Origin of the sequence: Vibrio sp. Vb1018, assembly GCF_033338775.1 — a bacterium.
GTDB lineage: Bacteria > Pseudomonadota > Gammaproteobacteria > Enterobacterales > Vibrionaceae > Vibrio > Vibrio alginolyticus.
On the sequence record NZ_JAWOTI010000012.1, the window covers coordinates 1 to 14,949 of the forward strand.

At 44.9% G+C, this 14,949-nt stretch carries 21 protein-coding genes; 12 read left to right on the top strand and 9 right to left on the bottom strand.

The features are described from left to right. From R7Z10_RS13645 to R7Z10_RS13660, 4 genes are all read right to left on the bottom strand, one after another. Window positions 1–272 (bottom strand): hypothetical protein (locus R7Z10_RS13645; protein WP_225474167.1); only part of this gene is annotated, 272 nt, incomplete at its 3' end. Beyond that, window positions 265–1,404, bottom strand: a complete 1,140-nt coding sequence (locus tag R7Z10_RS13650) for a flagellin (RefSeq protein ID WP_258634396.1) — start codon at window positions 1,402–1,404, stop codon at window positions 265–267. The genes R7Z10_RS13645 and R7Z10_RS13650, both read right to left, overlap by 8 nt. A gap of 143 nt (window positions 1,405–1,547) precedes the next feature. Beyond that, entirely contained in the window at window positions 1,548–2,450 is a 903-nt protein-coding gene (locus tag R7Z10_RS13655) for a Dyp-type peroxidase (RefSeq protein ID WP_033907102.1), read from the bottom strand. A gap of 46 nt (window positions 2,451–2,496) precedes the next feature. Beyond that, a complete protein-coding gene (locus tag R7Z10_RS13660; protein ID WP_318105114.1) occupies window positions 2,497–2,982 on the bottom strand; it encodes a DUF2919 domain-containing protein in 486 nt (161 codons plus the stop codon). A 144-nt stretch (window positions 2,983–3,126) separates the two neighbouring features. Between R7Z10_RS13660 and R7Z10_RS13665 the strand changes: the two genes are divergently transcribed. Then, window positions 3,127–3,480: a DUF2956 domain-containing protein gene (locus tag R7Z10_RS13665; protein ID WP_053306707.1), complete on the top strand. Its 354-nt coding sequence runs from the start codon at window positions 3,127–3,129 to the stop codon at window positions 3,478–3,480. A gap of 3 nt (window positions 3,481–3,483) precedes the next feature. Beyond that, window positions 3,484–3,816, top strand: coding sequence for a DUF4156 domain-containing protein (locus tag R7Z10_RS13670; RefSeq protein WP_005380435.1), 333 nt, complete (start codon window positions 3,484–3,486; stop codon window positions 3,814–3,816). A gap of 34 nt (window positions 3,817–3,850) precedes the next feature. Here R7Z10_RS13670 and R7Z10_RS13675 read toward each other — a convergent pair whose 3' ends face one another. Then, window positions 3,851–4,138: a helix-turn-helix domain-containing protein gene (locus tag R7Z10_RS13675; RefSeq protein WP_005380433.1), complete on the bottom strand. Its 288-nt coding sequence runs from the start codon at window positions 4,136–4,138 to the stop codon at window positions 3,851–3,853. Between the two features lie 291 nt (window positions 4,139–4,429). Here R7Z10_RS13675 and R7Z10_RS13680 point away from each other — a divergent pair, with 291 nt between their 5' ends. Genes R7Z10_RS13680 through R7Z10_RS13695 form a run of 4 tightly spaced genes read left to right on the top strand, consistent with a single transcriptional unit; the run spans window position 4,430 to window position 6,848 of the window. Next, on the top strand, window positions 4,430–4,780 hold the full coding sequence (locus R7Z10_RS13680; RefSeq protein ID WP_258634398.1) for an ArsC family reductase: 351 nt from the start codon (window positions 4,430–4,432) through the stop codon (window positions 4,778–4,780). Between the two features lie 18 nt (window positions 4,781–4,798). Then, window positions 4,799–5,935, top strand: a complete 1,137-nt coding sequence (gene dapE, locus R7Z10_RS13685; RefSeq protein ID WP_005380429.1) for a succinyl-diaminopimelate desuccinylase — start codon at window positions 4,799–4,801, stop codon at window positions 5,933–5,935. Window positions 5,936–5,949: 14 nt separating this feature from the next. Further along, window positions 5,950–6,648, top strand: a complete 699-nt coding sequence (locus tag R7Z10_RS13690) for a M15 family metallopeptidase (RefSeq protein WP_182016212.1) — start codon at window positions 5,950–5,952, stop codon at window positions 6,646–6,648. Then, entirely contained in the window at window positions 6,645–6,848 is a 204-nt protein-coding gene (locus tag R7Z10_RS13695; protein ID WP_005380425.1) for a DUF2897 family protein, read from the top strand. Before R7Z10_RS13690 ends, R7Z10_RS13695 begins: the two co-directional genes overlap by 4 nt. A 106-nt stretch (window positions 6,849–6,954) precedes the next feature. On the opposite strand, the gene bamC is transcribed toward R7Z10_RS13695, so the two are convergent. Both bamC and dapA read right to left on the bottom strand, forming a co-directional pair. Further along, on the bottom strand, window positions 6,955–7,974 hold the full coding sequence (gene bamC, locus R7Z10_RS13700; RefSeq protein ID WP_318105063.1) for an outer membrane protein assembly factor BamC: 1,020 nt from the start codon (window positions 7,972–7,974) through the stop codon (window positions 6,955–6,957). 80 nt (window positions 7,975–8,054) lie between these two features. Then, on the bottom strand, window positions 8,055–8,933 hold the full coding sequence (gene dapA / locus R7Z10_RS13705; protein ID WP_047102853.1) for a 4-hydroxy-tetrahydrodipicolinate synthase: 879 nt from the start codon (window positions 8,931–8,933) through the stop codon (window positions 8,055–8,057). A 474-nt stretch (window positions 8,934–9,407) separates the two neighbouring features. On the opposite strand from dapA, the gene R7Z10_RS13710 reads away from it, so the two are divergent. Both R7Z10_RS13710 and bcp read left to right on the top strand, forming a co-directional pair. Further along, window positions 9,408–9,950 carry a glycine cleavage system protein R gene (locus R7Z10_RS13710; RefSeq protein ID WP_005380420.1) on the top strand — a complete coding sequence of 181 codons (543 nt, stop codon included), beginning with the start codon at window positions 9,408–9,410 and terminating at the stop codon, window positions 9,948–9,950. 16 nt (window positions 9,951–9,966) lie between these two features. After that, window positions 9,967–10,437: a thioredoxin-dependent thiol peroxidase gene (gene bcp, locus R7Z10_RS13715; protein ID WP_005380418.1), complete on the top strand. Its 471-nt coding sequence runs from the start codon at window positions 9,967–9,969 to the stop codon at window positions 10,435–10,437. 77 nt (window positions 10,438–10,514) lie between these two features. On the opposite strand, the gene R7Z10_RS13720 is transcribed toward bcp, so the two are convergent. Further along, window positions 10,515–11,588, bottom strand: a complete 1,074-nt coding sequence (locus tag R7Z10_RS13720; protein ID WP_318105065.1) for an AI-2E family transporter — start codon at window positions 11,586–11,588, stop codon at window positions 10,515–10,517. A gap of 1 nt (window position 11,589) precedes the next feature. Next, on the bottom strand, window positions 11,590–11,826 hold the full coding sequence (locus tag R7Z10_RS13725; protein ID WP_005380414.1) for a sulfurtransferase TusA family protein: 237 nt from the start codon (window positions 11,824–11,826) through the stop codon (window positions 11,590–11,592). A gap of 257 nt (window positions 11,827–12,083) precedes the next feature. Between R7Z10_RS13725 and R7Z10_RS13730 the strand changes: the two genes are divergently transcribed. Genes R7Z10_RS13730 through R7Z10_RS13745 form a run of 4 tightly spaced genes read left to right on the top strand, consistent with a single transcriptional unit; the run spans window position 12,084 to window position 14,935 of the window. Continuing rightward, a complete protein-coding gene (locus R7Z10_RS13730; RefSeq protein ID WP_005394337.1) occupies window positions 12,084–13,535 on the top strand; it encodes a M48 family metallopeptidase in 1,452 nt (483 codons plus the stop codon). A 16-nt stretch (window positions 13,536–13,551) separates the two neighbouring features. Further along, window positions 13,552–13,902 (top strand): arsenate reductase (glutaredoxin), encoded by a 351-nt coding sequence (gene arsC, locus R7Z10_RS13735; protein WP_005380410.1) that lies wholly within the window; start codon window positions 13,552–13,554, stop codon window positions 13,900–13,902. Beyond that, entirely contained in the window at window positions 13,903–14,472 is a 570-nt protein-coding gene (gene wrbA / locus R7Z10_RS13740; protein WP_005380409.1) for an NAD(P)H:quinone oxidoreductase, read from the top strand. A 22-nt stretch (window positions 14,473–14,494) separates the two neighbouring features. Further along, window positions 14,495–14,935, top strand: coding sequence for a DUF2069 domain-containing protein (locus R7Z10_RS13745; RefSeq protein WP_005380407.1), 441 nt, complete (start codon window positions 14,495–14,497; stop codon window positions 14,933–14,935). Window positions 14,936–14,949 lie beyond the last annotated feature (14 nt).

A 14,949-nucleotide genomic window follows, 5' to 3' on the forward strand; every position in this document is an offset into this window, starting at 1 on the left:
TGGTGATTTCTCCAATTGATTTTCCGGTGTAGCGGTTTCCGACGTCTCGGAAAACCAAGTAGTTCTCTCAAAGTTACTTTTATTAACGGCGCATGCCCTGTTTTCTTTAGAGAAAATTTTAGATTTTTTTGAAAATAATTCGTTTGGAGGGGTAATCGTGACAAAGCGGATAAAAAAGCAAAAAAACTTTCATTTTTCGCTAAAGCTTCTTTTCGAATTGTCGATACAGGCAGGTTTTGCGTTAAATTCGGGCAAGGCCGTTCATCAGCCAAGCAAGGTCAATGCTAGGTTTGGCGCTTGTTTTGCTTGTGCCAGAATAGAAGTACTGACCTGTTGTAAAATCTGTTGCTTCACCATTTGCGTAGTTTCTTTGGCATAGTCAGTGTCTTGGATACGACTGTTGGAAGCGGCTAAGTTTTCGTGGATATTATCTAGATTATTGATCGCGTGATTAAAGCGGTTTTGATACGCGCCTAACTCCGCACGACTGCCATCTACCGTTTTCAAAGCATCATCTAAAATACCGACCGCCATCTGAGCGCCACCGACCGTGCTAATATCAATACTATCTACCGTTCTATTTACGGTGACATACTTGCCAAGTTCTAACTCATCAGCCAGGCCACCACTGAAGGTTGGTCCAGGGTATTTTAAGGCGTCCTTGTGGGACATGAGTAACTGCAGTTGCCCCTCTTCATTAACAGACGCTTTCACTTTATCGGTTTGCCCATTAATGTAAGTCGCGAGTTCTTCTATATCATCGCCAGCTTTAGCTTCAATACGGATTTCCTGCTCTTCAAAATTGTTATCACGGTAGCTGATAACAATTTCATTATTTCCGTTTTGAACCGTCCAATCTGAACTGACTCTTTGATATGAGCTCATTGAAAAGCTACCTAAAGATTCCGGCTGCATGGTCCGCAGGCCAATTTGTACCGCTTCACCAGCCGTTGCACCGATTTGAAAAGACGATGTACCGAATGTGCCATTCAGCAATTTACGTCCGCCAAAGGAGGTCGTTTCTGCAATACGACTTAACTCATCATTTAAAGCAGAGACTTCTTCTTGCAGTGCATTGCGCTCCGCTTTGCTGTTTGAACCATTGGCTGACTGTAGCGACAAATCACGCATACGTTGCATGATATTGGTCACCTCATTCATCGCGCCTTCCGCAGTTTGCATGATGGAAATGCCGTCATTCGCGTTACGTACCGCGACATCCAAACCACGCATTTGTGATTGCAAGCGGTTGGAGATTTGCAGACCCGCAGCGTCATCCTTTGCGCTATTAATACGCTTCCCTGAAGACAAACGCTCCATGGATTGGTTCAGCATATCCGTTGCACTGGTCAAATGACGCTGTGCGACAAGTGCTGCTACATTGGTATTAACGGTGATCGCCACGAATAAAGAGTCCTAAAATTAAGGCTTTGAGTACTTATCGACCAAGTAACAGAAAAGTTTAGTGTTTTTTGAAAAGAGATTGGAATAGAAATAGAAAACAAAAGCCCTCCAATTGGAGGGCTTAAGAAATAAAGTCTGAGAACTTACTTGATGGCTAGCTCTGCGAGCATTTCTTGTGAAGGAGCGAAGAAGTACGCACCAGTTACCGCTTTTGTGAAACGAAGCATTTGGTCTGTTTTACCATCGGTCACGCCGTACATACTTTCTAGCATCACTTTAATGTTATGAAGTGTATTGCAGTAAGAAATAAACAGCAGGCCATGAGGCCCTGTTACCGTCCCGTATGGCAAGCTATGACGGACAATCTTGAGACCTTTTCCTTCTTCTTTAATATCAACGCGACCAACGTGTGATGCAGCAGGAACGTCTTCTAGCTCTATAGAGTCTGGTTTGGTACGACCAATCACTTTTTCTTGCGCTTTGACATTCAAGCGATTCCAAGCGGCAAGGTTATGTTCGAAGCGTTGAGCCATGACATAACTGCCTCCAGCAAATGGGCCCTCTTTTACTAGAGCCACATCAGCGCGAGCCTCCCCTTTCGGGTTTTCTGTCCCATCAATAAAGTCTGTCATATCACGAGCATCAAGGTAACGGTACCCATATGTTTCGTCCACAATGGTGACATCTTGTGCCGTCTCTTCTAGGAACTTACGCAACACGTAAAAATGCAAGTCGTGACGAGTCGAGTGACAGTGAATCAGTACATCTACGTCTGTTGCTGGAGCAACGATGTCACCTTCGCCAAGTTGAGTAAAATCAATAAGCTCTTCTGGCGCGTCTACATTAAGGTGTTCCCAAAACGATTTTGTGAATGCGATAGAAAGCGTCAGCGCTGCACCCGGCTGGGTAATGTTTAACTCTTCCACCAACTTTGGCAGTGCTTTCAGTTTTTCTAATACGTTTTCACGGTTTTGGTTCACTTTGAGTTGAGTGTACAGTGCAAATGGCCCGGCTTCTGGCACGATCGCCGTTTGAGCTTGTGACATTGAGGTTTCCTCTATTACTTTGCCCCAGAGTGGGAAGTTATTGTTTTTAATTCTTTGAATGCTGCTGTTCATCGCGCGCCAATTGTGGCACATGAAAACAGTCTTTTACCCATCTTCCATTTAGAAGATAGATCATAAACCAAGCTAATAAGGTAATGGTAAGGGCGTTTGCCCAATTAAACACTCCATGTTCTAGGTACACATGATACATGGTCTGAGCAAGTTGAATACCGCACAAGATCAAAGTGATCTCGCGACCATAGCGAGTAATTCTGTTTACCCATCCTCTTTCGGGATGACGAAGCCCCATTAACCACATAAGAAGCAAACTTGGAATGCCCATCGCCAAACCTAAATACAACGTACTTGAATCTGGGTAAACAATAGCGAGTAGCTTACTGCCACTATCACGACTTACACCAGCCATGGCAAACACCACCCATGAACGCACAAGAAACATCCATCCCACCCATAAAATGATCGGCGCCTTTAAAAATCCATGGGCGTCATATTGGTCAAACGAATAGCGCACAACATCTTCTTCTTTATGTGATAAAAACGTCACTTTAACCTATCGTTTCAGAGTTGCAAGCCAACAAAGATGAGAACTGAAGTTCATTTCAGCACCTTACACAGGTAAACTAAACAAAGATTTACAGCGACGTTGATGAGAAACATGAAAAAAAGAACTCCTGCCACCCCTGTGCCTTCTCAAGAAACACAAGCCGAAGCGATGAGAACTGCTAAATCCACGCAAAAGCCCGGCCAAACCAAAGAGCAAACCAAGCTCATCGCTCAAGGTATCGAAAAAGGCATCGCGCAATATAAGAAACAACAAAAAGAGCGCAACCGCCAAGCCGATAAAGCGAAGAAAAAACAGCAACGTGAAAAACAACGTCAGCATGAAGAGATTATCGAACAAGACAATATCACCGACGATGCGCCAAACCATTCATCAAGCAAACTGCCTTGGACACTACTTGTCCTGAGCTGGATTGGCTTTGCTGCTTACATAGTATTGGGGAAATAGCTAATGAAACGCCTGTTACTTGGACTTTTTGTCGTGCTTCTAACGGGTTGCACGATGCCTTCTCACCTTACTCATGCTCAAAGTCAAGATGTTCATATTCGCATTGACGCGCAATTCGACCCTGAGCGATGCGAATACAAAGGCGAAGTCACCGGAAGTGAAGGCCATTGGTATAACTACATTTTCATGACTAATGACGCGATGATGCAAGGCGCGATGAACGATTTAAAAAACAATGCAGCGGCTATCGATGCGGACACCGTTTTTATGGTTTCCCCACAAGATTTTATCACTTCATTTAGCGTGCTGGGTTCCGCCTACCGCTGCAATGGATGAGGCCTGAATATGAAAAAAGCCAGCAATTGCTGGCTTATGCACGAAATCCAAGACTGCTAGCGATATCTCTCTCCCGCTCTAGAACCCATTGGCTATCAAAAGGCCCCCAATCTGAAAGTTGATAATAGCCGTCATTATGACGTCGGCCATCTTGAACGAATATGAGTTCAATGCCGATCCCAGGTAACGCCTTGAGTACATCTTGAATAGTACGACGAGGCCACCCCGTTTTTTCGATCAACTTTGGCACATTCGGCCTTTCTAGGTTTTCCACCAACAAGGCCAAATATAGCCGCCTTGCAAAAACAGGACTCAATTCCATTGACACCTCCTAAAATTGTGCTGATTCATTATTTCGTTTTTGCTCAGCGAGGTGTTGCGTTTGATCAATAACTCGACTTTTCCATTTGATTTAGACGAATTTTTATTCGATTTATAGCGCATTCATCGTAAATAAGTTATGTGACATTAGTTATCTCAATCTATCTGAAAATATTTTCCACCGCATTTTGTCAGTTTGATTGCTTCTTGATAGGATGCTTTAACAGCCCAAATCACTTAAGTGCGTCTTAACCGCGCCAGTGAAAAATAGAACAAAGAAAAAGGAAACACTATGTCGATTACCATGTTTGGTATTCCCAACTGCGATACGATCAAAAAAGCCAAGAAATGGTTAGAAGCCGAGGATATTGCTTACGACTTCCATGACTACCGTAAGCAAGGCATTGATGCAGAAATGGTAAGTGAATTTTGTCGCGCTTTAGGTTGGGAACAGGTGCTCAATAAACGTGGCACAACCTACCGCCAATTAGCGCAAGAGCAGAGAGACACACTTAACGAGGAAAACGCCATCGCTCTTTTGGTAGAAAACCCTGCGATGATTAAACGCCCAATGTTAAAAGTGAATGATCAACTTCATATCGGTTTTAAAGCTGATCAATACGCTAGCATTTTCAACTCTTAAATAAAGGAATACTCAAGGATGACAGACAGTCCAGTATTGGCACTTGCTAAAGATCTGATCAGTAGACAGTCCGTAACGCCGGAAGACGCAGGTTGTCAGGATTTGATGATCGAGCGCTTAAAAGCACTCGGGTTTGAAATTGAAGTGATGGTATTTGAAGACACCACGAACTTCTGGGCTCGACGTGGTTCAGAAGCGCCGCTATTTGCGTTTGCTGGCCACACCGATGTGGTACCAGCTGGCAAATTGGAACACTGGAATACACATCCGTTTGAACCGACCATTATTGATGGTTACTTGCATGGCCGCGGCGCAGCTGACATGAAAGGGTCACTAGCTGCTATGGTCGTTGCTGTCGAACGCTTCATTGAAGAAAACCCAGACCACAAAGGCTCAATTGGCTTTTTGATTACGTCAGATGAAGAAGGGCCATTTATCAATGGTACCGTTCGCGTTGTAGAAACGTTGATGGAACGTGGTGAGAACATCGATATGTGTATTGTTGGTGAACCATCCAGCACCGACGTGGTTGGCGATGTAGTGAAAAATGGACGCCGTGGATCCATCACTGGTGATTTAACGGTAAAAGGAACACAAGGTCACGTGGCCTACCCTCACCTAGCCAGCAATCCAGTGCACGAGTCTCTACTCGCGATTCATGAACTCGCGACGACAGAATGGGACAAAGGGAATGATTACTTCCCACCGACTAGTTTTCAGATCCCGAATGTATCGGCTGGCACTGGTGCGTCTAATGTTATTCCTGGCGAGTTCCATGTTCAGTTCAACCTACGTTTTAGTACTGAGCTTAACAATGACGCAATTGTTCAGCGTGTTACCGAAACATTGGACAAGCATGAGCTGGACTACGACCTAAAATGGACATTCAACGGTGACCCATTCCTGACCGATACGGGCGCACTGCTAGACGCAGTTGTAGCTGCTGTGGCCGAAGTCAATGATACGAAGCCAGCGCTACTTACAACTGGCGGTACTTCTGATGGTCGTTTTATTGCTCGAATGGGAGGTCAAGTCGTAGAGTTAGGCCCTGTTAACGCTACGATTCATAAAGTGAACGAGTGTGTGAAAGTCGACGATCTTGAAAAGTTGACGGACATGTACGAAAACACGTTGAAGCACCTATTGGCGAAGTAATCAGCGAGAACACAATGACACCAGAGCAACTCACCGGAATCACTGATTCCCATCTTCAATCCACTTTAGTGGATCAAAAAGCGTTTCTACTCCACCCTGAAGTGGCTGACGATCTGCTAAAGATGATTGAAGCGGCAACAGAAGCAGGTTTCAAAATGGAAATCGCCAGTGGTTTTCGTGACTTTAATCGCCAAAAAGCCATCTGGAACGGGAAGTTTTCTGGTGAGTTGCCAATTCTCGACATCAACTCCCGCCCTTTGAATAAAGCAGAGTTAAATGACAAAGAGAAATTGATGGCCATTTTGCGCTGGTCGGCATTGCCCGGAGGAAGTCGTCATCATTGGGGTTGTGATTTTGATGTCTATGCGCGCAATTTATTGCCTGCTGACACAAAACTCAAGTTGGAACCTTGGGAGTATCTTGAAGGCCACCAGCAGGCGTTCTACCAATGGTTAAAAGCCAACCTTGGTCGGTTCGGTTTCTTCTTTCCTTATCAGCATGATTTAGGTGGCGTTTCGATTGAGCCTTGGCACATTAGTCACCGCGCTGTCGGGCAGCAATGCCTCGAGCAGTTGACGCTTGATGTACTCAGAAGCCAGTTGATTAAACAAAATCAGACCGACAACATTGCAGGGATTGACGTCATACTGAATAATTTGGATAACGTCGTTGCCAAATTTATTCACAATATCACGCCGCCGGAGGCTCTATGATAGAAATACTAACCAATCCTTGGGTCATTATTATTGTAGTGTTGAGCGTGGTCATTGGTAATATTGCCGCACTCAAATATACCGCAAAAATGAAGTTTGGTCAGATGGATAAAAGCCGTAAGAACGATTTAGATAAGCTGAACACATTGGATAAACAGCGCTACGCTGAAGAAGATAAAAACAAAAACGAGCCTCGTTAGTTACTCACCAGCTTCATCTCGACACATTTAATCTAAACATCAAAAAAGGGACCACTAGGTCCCTTTTCTATCATTAAGTAAACACGCCGCGTTAAGCTCGCTTTGTTTACTGCTTCACTGTTGCAGCCAATACAGGCGCTAGTGATTTCAAAAACTCTTCTTCTACTGGCTTGCCAGAGGAGTCGGTGATATTGATAGACGTACGGTTGCCTAAATCACCAAGTAAGAATGTGTACTTACCAGCGGCTAACTCCACTGGTTTAACGCCGATATCGTTCCAGAATTCATCATCCGGAGATGCATATTTCGCAGTGATTGTGCCCTGAGACTGGCTACGCTCTTCAATCTTAAAGCCCATCTTAGGTAGAATATTAGGCAGACGTTGCCAAAGCATGTTGTATTGCGTACGCGCGATAATCACTGGAAGTCCGCTGCGGTCTTTACCCATTGTGATTGGGATCTGTTTAACCAACTCTTGCGCTTTACGCTGTGCTTCTTCACGCACTTCTTGATCGTAGCGAGCGGTGACCAAGTTCGTCATGAACACATTGTAGCGCTCACGGTTGGTCGCCGTTACTTCTTTCACTTGATTGCCTTCACGCCAGTCAATAAGGCTCACCTTAAAGCCGTGTCGACCGTTTGCTTCAGCGCGTACGATTTCATATCGGCTGCCAATTTCTAGCTCTTCATCTGGCGAATCCCAAGTCACCCACCCTGTCTCGATGCGAGAGTCTGTTTGGCTTTCAACTGGAATCTCGTTAGCCGCGACCATGTTTTGCATCGTTTGCCAAACTTTATCTAGTTCATCTTTACGAAGTAGCCAAAGTGTCACTTCACCATCACTGCTGCGGTCCAAACGTGCACCGGGAATAAGCTCTAGGACTTGTTGAGGTGGACGAATGTCGACATCTTTACCGACACCACCAGCGTAGTTACCCTGAGGGATCTCGTAGTTAGGGTAAAACTGAGGCTGTGCACCCTGTGGGACATTCCACTCACCCAAATTTGGGGAGTTCAAATACTCGAAGTCATCTTTTGCTTGACGACGTTGATTGGCACCACCTGAACAGGCAGTCAATACGAATACAGCTAATGAACTTAACACTAACTGGCTTGAAAGCTTCATCTATACTCCTAAAACACCGAGGGCGCTTTGGCCCCCAGTATGAACTTCAATCCTAGTAACTCAATCTTAATAGCTCAATCTTAATAAATATGGGCGTCTGTTAGCGACTGCTCGACGATCGGCTGCGATTTTTCAGAAAGCGTAGTTAAAGGAAGACGCAAACCACCTTCTTCAATCAAACCAAGCTTTTGCGCTGCCCATTTTACTGGGATAGGGCTTGCTTCGATGAAAAGGTTTTTGTGTAGAGTCATCAAGCGTTGGTTAATCGCTTCTGCTTCTTCGTACTTACCTTCACTTGCCAAATGGAACATGTCTGCCATGTCTTTAGCTGCAATATTGTTCGTTACCGAGATAACACCATTGCCGCCAAGTTTCACAAAATCCAGCCCTGTCGCATCATCGCCACTTAGTAAGATAAAATCTTCGCCACAAAGTTCACGATGAATTGCAATTCGTTCCAAATCGCCCGTTGCATCTTTTAGAGCTACGATATTATCAAGCTTTGACAAGCGTGCCACTGTTTCTGGCTGCATATCAACAGCAGTACGGCCTGGTACGTTGTACAAAATTAGAGGCACATCACTCGCTTCGGCAATTGCCTTGTAATGTAGAAACAAACCCTCTTGAGTTGGTTTGTTGTAATACGGTGTCACACTCAGGAAGCCAGCAATACCAGAATCAGCCAGTAATTTGCTAAATGTTACTGCCTCATGGGTTGCATTTGCACCCGTGCCAGCAATCACAGGGATGCGACCGTCGGCAAACTCAACAGTTTTATTAACGACCTTTACATGCTCTTCAATGGTCAGTGTCGCTGACTCACCTGTTGTGCCTACTGCCACAATACCGTCTGTACCCGCTTCAACGTGGTACTCTACTAGCTTTTGCAGACCGTCAAAGTCTACTTCGCCATCTGCTTTGAATGGCGTAATCAGCGCTACGATACTTCCTGAAAACATGTTTATCTCCCTCATTTAACTCTTTCTGCATGGTACTGTAATGCGATTGAAAAACACAAGAGCGTAAACTCGCTTACAAAGTACAAATGAATGAATAATTACCAGTTGTTAGAGGTCTAGCAACTTAATTGCTCTATTTGGTTTGATTAACGGCAATATTGATAATCGTGTTGGGCTTTCGAGTGACTTTAGAATCTATCAGTGATTTGGAAAATACTGAAGAGCACAAGCAAGGAAAATATACTCTTTGGTCTTGTTAGCCAAGTCAGATCTAAGTGAATAAAACGGCCAGACAATAGGCAAGCACATCATGCAAACGTTTTGTTTATCCTACAGCCTGCATTTACTGTTTATTTCCCACCACTCCCCTCAACATCCTCCTGCTTTTTATAGACTAAAAAGAACTGGCTCGATATTTCTTCGCAATATCTGTGCTAACATCTCTCTATTGAAGAAAGGACAAGAAGCTCATTTATGAAGCAACATCTGGTACTTACAGCAGTTGGAACGGACCGTCCAGGCATTTGTAACCAAGTCGTACAGCTCGTTACTCAAGCTGGTTGTAACATAGTCGATAGCCGTATCGCTATCTTTGGCAGCGAATTTACGCTGATCATGCTCCTGACTGGGAACGCCAGCAGCGTGACTCGAGTTGAAACGCAATTGCCCCTGCTTGGCCAAGAACATGACCTTATTACGATCATGAAACGCACAGCGGCGCACGAACTGCTCGATAACAGCTACACCATGGAAGTGTTTATTGAGTCTGAAGACCGCCCTGGGTTAACTGAAAAATTTACTAAGTTCTTCGCTGATCAGCAGATTGGTTTAGACTCTCTTAGCGCGCAAACCATCAGCAAGTCGAAAATTCAACTCGATTCTGACCAGTTTCACATTGCGATTACTGCATCTGTAAGCGCGGATTTTAATTTGATGCAGTTACAAGAAGACTTCGATGAACTTTGTAAGTCGCTCAACGTACAAGGTTCTCTGAATTTCATTAAAAACACACTATAAAGTAAAGGAAATCAAAATGAATACGCTGACAGCAGGCTCGCCAGCGCCAGCCTTCTCTTTGCTCGACCAAGACGGAAATACCGTTTCTCTTGAAGACTTTAAAGGCAAGAAAGTACTTTTCTACTTTTACCCTAAGGCGATGACGCCGGGTTGTACTACACAAGCAAAAGGCCTTCGTGACATCAAAGCTGAACTCGATGCACATAACGTGGTGGTACTCGGCGTAAGCATCGACCCTGTAAAGCGCCTAGGCAAGTTCATCGAGCGCGATGATTTAAACTTCACTCTGCTTTCTGATGAAGACCATGCCGTTGCTGACCAGTTCGGCGTTTGGGGCGAAAAGAAATTCATGGGCAAAGTATACGACGGTCTTCACCGCATTAGCTTTCTGATCAATGAAGAAGGCGTGATCGAACATGTGTTCAACAAGTTCAAAACCAAAGATCACCACGAAGTCGTATTAAACTACTTAAACGAAAACGCTTAAACGCTATTGTTTTTCTACAAACAAAAAGCCCAGCAAACTGCTGGGCTTTCTTTTAACCATCGTACCTTTGGTAACAACTACTCTTGTTCGACAGGTTCGTTTTCTTCCGCGCTTGGTAATGCATGCCATACGGCTTTGACTAATGTCGCTAAAGGAATGGCGAAGAACACCCCCCAAAAACCCCACAGCCCACCAAAGACTAATACAGCCACAATGATAGCAACTGGGTGTAAGTTTACTGCCTCGGAAAACAGAACAGGAACCAACACATTACCATCCAGCGCCTGGATAATACCGTAAGCAAGCAACAACCAATAAAACGGAGGCGTTAAACCCCATTGGAACAAACCAACGATAGCAACAGGTACAGTAACAGCCGCCGCACCGATATAAGGAATCAAAACCGACAGACCAACGGCTACGGCAAGCAACGCCGAGTAACGAAGATCTAAAAGGGCAAAAGTCACGTAGCTCACACCGCCCACGATTAAAATCTCTAACACTTTACCGCGAATGTAATTTGATATCTGCTCGTTCATTTCATGCCAAACTTTATTCGCCAATTTACGGTTTTTCGGCAGAATACCGCTTGCGATTCGCAGCATTTCTTCTTTGTCTTTAAGCAAAAAGAAGATAAGGAGTGGCACTAAGATCAAATATACCGCTAGCGTTGCAATGCTAACTAATGAAGCAAGCGACCCTTTGACGACACTTTCACCCAGCCCCAGTGCTTGGTTTTTGGCGTTCGTCACCACGGTTTCTACTATTTCTAAATTGGCTAGTTCAGGATGGCGCTCTGGCAATGTGACAATAAACTTTTGTAGCCCGTTGTACATGTTCGGAATATCGTTAATTAGATTACCGACCTGAGTCCAAATCGTCGGAACCAAGCCAAACAACGCAATTAACATCAACCCGACAAAGACCAAGATAACGATAATAACCGACAAGGTGCGCGGCACGCCTATACGACACATTTTGACAACTGGCCATTCAAGTAGATAAGCCAAAACGATCGCGACAAGTAATGGCGCAATCAAGTGTCCAAAGAAGTAAATGGTGATAAAGCCAAACAGCAAGATCGCGACGAGACTTACTGCGTGAGGGTCAGAGAAACGTCGTTTATACCAACGACTAACCATTTCAAACATCTTATGCGGATTCCTTATTGAAGACAGTCAATGTGTAGTGCTCTGATGTAGATTGGCAATCAACTGAGTACCCTTGGGCACTAAGATAGTTCACAATGTCTCGTTTAGAGCTGTTGTCCACCACTTGAATGACAAGTTGATGATACTGCTTTGCTTCTCCTTGAAAGACCTCAGCAGCATGACGCTTTGCAAGTAACAGTGCCATAGGACAACGTTGCTCACGCAAATCAAGTAACATGGATTCCATTGTATTGCTCTGCACTTATGATAGGGTTGTATTGTAACGGCTTTTTGAGCTGGTGCTAGCACTTCTGACATGATTTAACCACATGCTGAAATAGCTCGGATATAAAATAATTTACGAAACCAATTCATTTATTTCCGGTCTTACTGTTAGCTTATATCCTCACGGATAACCAAAACGTATGTGGCGCTGTTAATAGGCTCTCGACCTGTAACCACATGCTTATGTATTTTGGAGAACCTTGTAAACGTATGTTAAAACGCACTCGCTCGCTAGTTTGCTTATGTCTTGCTGCTGCCATCAGTTCGCCGACAACTTATGCCAATAGCATTGACTTGCCAGACATTGGCACAGCTGCTGGTGGCACGCTTTCAATAGACCAAGAGTTGATTTATGGCGACGCCTATATGCGTATGCTCAGAGCCAGTAAACCTATCGTTAATGACCCTGTCATCAATGAATATATTGACTCTCTTGGGCACAAATTAGTGGCCAATGCGAATGATGTAAAAACGCCGTTCCACTTCTTTATGATTCGCGACCGTAATATCAACGCATTCGCGTTTTTTGGTGGCTATGTAGCGCTGCATTCTGGGTTGTTTCTTCATGCTCGTTCAGAAAGTGAGCTGGCCTCTGTTGTCGCTCACGAGATAGCGCACGTCACACAACGTCACCTTGCTCGGAGTATGGAAGAACAAGCGCGTCGCTCTCCGGCCACATTAGCCGCACTTGCGGGGGCACTACTACTTTCAATTGCCTCACCCGAAGCGGGGATGGCTGCAATTACAGCAGCAACCGCGGGCAACATGCAAAGTCAAATCAACTACACTCGTGCAAACGAAAAAGAAGCGGATCGCTTTGGTATTTCGACACTAGCAAAAGCCGGTTTTGATGTTCAAGCAATGCCAAGGTTTTTTGGCCGTCTTGCTGATGAGTATCGTTACGCGAGTAAACCGCCACCAATGCTCCTGACTCACCCTCTGCCTGAAGATCGAATTACCGATAGCCGTGCGCGAGCAAGAACCTATCCTCCAATGCGTGTTGTGCCTTCAATAGACTATCATCTAGCTCGCGCGCGCATTGTGGCTCGTTACGCTGGCATTGATGGACAAGCCGCCCTGAGCTGGTTTGAGCGAACTCAAAAGAAAGCCTCTGCGGACATTACACCTGCTTTTGATTATGGTCGAGCACTCGTGCATTTAGACAATAAACGCTTATCTCAAGCGGAACCAATTTTGAAAAAGTTACTGGAACAAGACCCAAGTAACCCGTTTTACTTGGATGCTATGACGGATTTATACATCGAGAAGAAGCAGCCAGAAAAAGCGACCGAGATGCTCCGTAAAGCGTTATCTCGGAACCCTCAAAATAAAGTATTGACCATTAACTATGCCAATGCACTACTTGAGGACAATAAAAACGATCAAGCCACGCGAGTTCTTCAAAGATACACTCATGACTATCCTGAAGATACAAATGGCTGGCACCTAATATCGAAGAGCTACCACGCGCTGGGGCGTAGCGATGAAGAGTTGGCTGCTCGAGCAGAAATTTTGGCATTGCGAGCAAATTGGAATAAAGCGATTCAATATTATAGTGAAGCAAGTAAAATGGCCAAGTTGGGCAGCTTAGAGCAAGCGCGATACGATGCCCGTATCGACCAACTCATGATCCAAAGAGATCGATTCATGGCATTACAATAACGAAATGGAGAAAACCATGTCAGTCGTGATTTATCACAACCCTCGTTGCTCAAAGAGCCGTCAAACACTTGAACTGCTTGAGCAAAATGGTGTTACACCGGAAGTCGTCAAATACCTAGACACACCACTTAACGTGGATGAACTAAAAGCGCTGTACGCCCAGCTTGGCTTTTCATCTGTACGTGAAATGATGCGCACTAAAGAAAGTGAATATAAAGAGCTTGGCTTAGGCGAAGACTCCGTCAGCGATGAGCAATTATTCGAAGCAATGGCGAAAAATCCAAAGTTGTTTGAGCGTCCGGTAGTCGTTGCTAACGGCAAAGCAAAAATTGGTCGCCCACCAGAGCAAGTGTTGGATATTTTATAAATGGATTGCCAGATCCTTATTTTGTATTTCAGCCGTCATGGCTCGACAAAACAACTGGCAAGACAAATAGCAAGAGGAGTCGAATCGACTCCTCAATGCCAAGCAATTTTGCGTACAGTTGAAGAATTGTCACCTCACTCACACTCCCCTTCTGATCCAATTGTTACTCTAGAGGAACTGAAAACGTGCGACGGTCTAGCGTTTGGCAGCCCCGTCTGGTTTGGCAACATGGCTGCGCCTTTAAAGCACTTCTGGGATCAGACTACATCTTTATGGGTCAGTGGTGACTTAATCGATAAGCCTGCTTGTGTCTTTACCTCTTCGTCCTCGATGCATGGTGGTCAAGAAACAACGTTACAAAGCATGATGACCCCTTTATTGCATCACGGGATGATGGTTTTGGGCATTCCTTATTCCGAGCCAGAGTTACACACTACGCAGTCCGGAGGCACTCCGTATGGCGCCAGCAGTGTAGGCCATGAGGCGACCCTGAGCAGTGAAGAGATTCGCCTGGCACAACAATTAGGCAAAAGGCTGGCAACTGCAGCGTTAAAACTAAAAGTCTGTTAGTAAAATCAAGGATAGTTAATCGATGTCTGACTCTTTAGACCAAACACCACTCGGTACACAGGCTAAAACCTATCGTTACCTGGCTTTATTTGGCAACTTAGCCTTATTAGCCTGGGTCGCTATTTGGCAGCTTGCGTTATCCCCTCACCCTCACCTCAGCAGCACAACACTTGCTATTGCTTGGTGTATTCCGCTACTACTTCCGTTGCCTGGTATTTTAGCTGGTAAGCCTTACACTCATGCTTGGGCTAACTTTGTTCTTATGCTGTATTTCTTGCATGCGCTGACCATCCTTTATGTGGATGGGGGTGAACGCTGGCTTGCGGCAGTGGAACTGATACTGACTTCACTCGGTTTCGCTGGTAATATTTTGTTTGCTAGAGCGAGAGGCAAAGAGCTAGGTCTTAAGTTGAAACGCCTCTCTCAAGTAGAAAAAGAAGAAAAAGCGAAATTCAATAAATAACGCCAATCGCAGTC

What these genes read in the sequence shown, in the direction of transcription:
- R7Z10_RS13655 (WP_033907102.1), bottom strand. Translation starts at nt 2,450, where the DNA reads ATGTCACAAGCTCAAACGGCGATCGTGCCAGAAGCCGGGCCATTTGCA.
- R7Z10_RS13665 (WP_053306707.1), top strand. Translation starts at nt 3,127, where the DNA reads ATGAAAAAAAGAACTCCTGCCACCCCTGTGCCTTCTCAAGAAACACAA.
- R7Z10_RS13670 (WP_005380435.1), top strand. Translation starts at nt 3,484, where the DNA reads ATGAAACGCCTGTTACTTGGACTTTTTGTCGTGCTTCTAACGGGTTGC.
- R7Z10_RS13675 (WP_005380433.1), bottom strand. Translation starts at nt 4,138, where the DNA reads ATGGAATTGAGTCCTGTTTTTGCAAGGCGGCTATATTTGGCCTTGTTG.
- R7Z10_RS13680 (WP_258634398.1), top strand. Translation starts at nt 4,430, where the DNA reads ATGTCGATTACCATGTTTGGTATTCCCAACTGCGATACGATCAAAAAA.
- dapE (WP_005380429.1), top strand. Translation starts at nt 4,799, where the DNA reads ATGACAGACAGTCCAGTATTGGCACTTGCTAAAGATCTGATCAGTAGA.
- R7Z10_RS13690 (WP_182016212.1), top strand. Translation starts at nt 5,950, where the DNA reads ATGACACCAGAGCAACTCACCGGAATCACTGATTCCCATCTTCAATCC.
- R7Z10_RS13695 (WP_005380425.1), top strand. Translation starts at nt 6,645, where the DNA reads ATGATAGAAATACTAACCAATCCTTGGGTCATTATTATTGTAGTGTTG.
- bamC (WP_318105063.1), bottom strand. Translation starts at nt 7,974, where the DNA reads ATGAAGCTTTCAAGCCAGTTAGTGTTAAGTTCATTAGCTGTATTCGTA.
- dapA (WP_047102853.1), bottom strand. Translation starts at nt 8,933, where the DNA reads ATGTTTTCAGGAAGTATCGTAGCGCTGATTACGCCATTCAAAGCAGAT.
- R7Z10_RS13710 (WP_005380420.1), top strand. Translation starts at nt 9,408, where the DNA reads ATGAAGCAACATCTGGTACTTACAGCAGTTGGAACGGACCGTCCAGGC.
- bcp (WP_005380418.1), top strand. Translation starts at nt 9,967, where the DNA reads ATGAATACGCTGACAGCAGGCTCGCCAGCGCCAGCCTTCTCTTTGCTC.
- R7Z10_RS13720 (WP_318105065.1), bottom strand. Translation starts at nt 11,588, where the DNA reads ATGTTTGAAATGGTTAGTCGTTGGTATAAACGACGTTTCTCTGACCCT.
- R7Z10_RS13725 (WP_005380414.1), bottom strand. Translation starts at nt 11,826, where the DNA reads ATGTTACTTGATTTGCGTGAGCAACGTTGTCCTATGGCACTGTTACTT.
- R7Z10_RS13730 (WP_005394337.1), top strand. Translation starts at nt 12,084, where the DNA reads ATGTTAAAACGCACTCGCTCGCTAGTTTGCTTATGTCTTGCTGCTGCC.
- arsC (WP_005380410.1), top strand. Translation starts at nt 13,552, where the DNA reads ATGTCAGTCGTGATTTATCACAACCCTCGTTGCTCAAAGAGCCGTCAA.
- wrbA (WP_005380409.1), top strand. Translation starts at nt 13,903, where the DNA reads ATGGATTGCCAGATCCTTATTTTGTATTTCAGCCGTCATGGCTCGACA.
- R7Z10_RS13745 (WP_005380407.1), top strand. Translation starts at nt 14,495, where the DNA reads ATGTCTGACTCTTTAGACCAAACACCACTCGGTACACAGGCTAAAACC.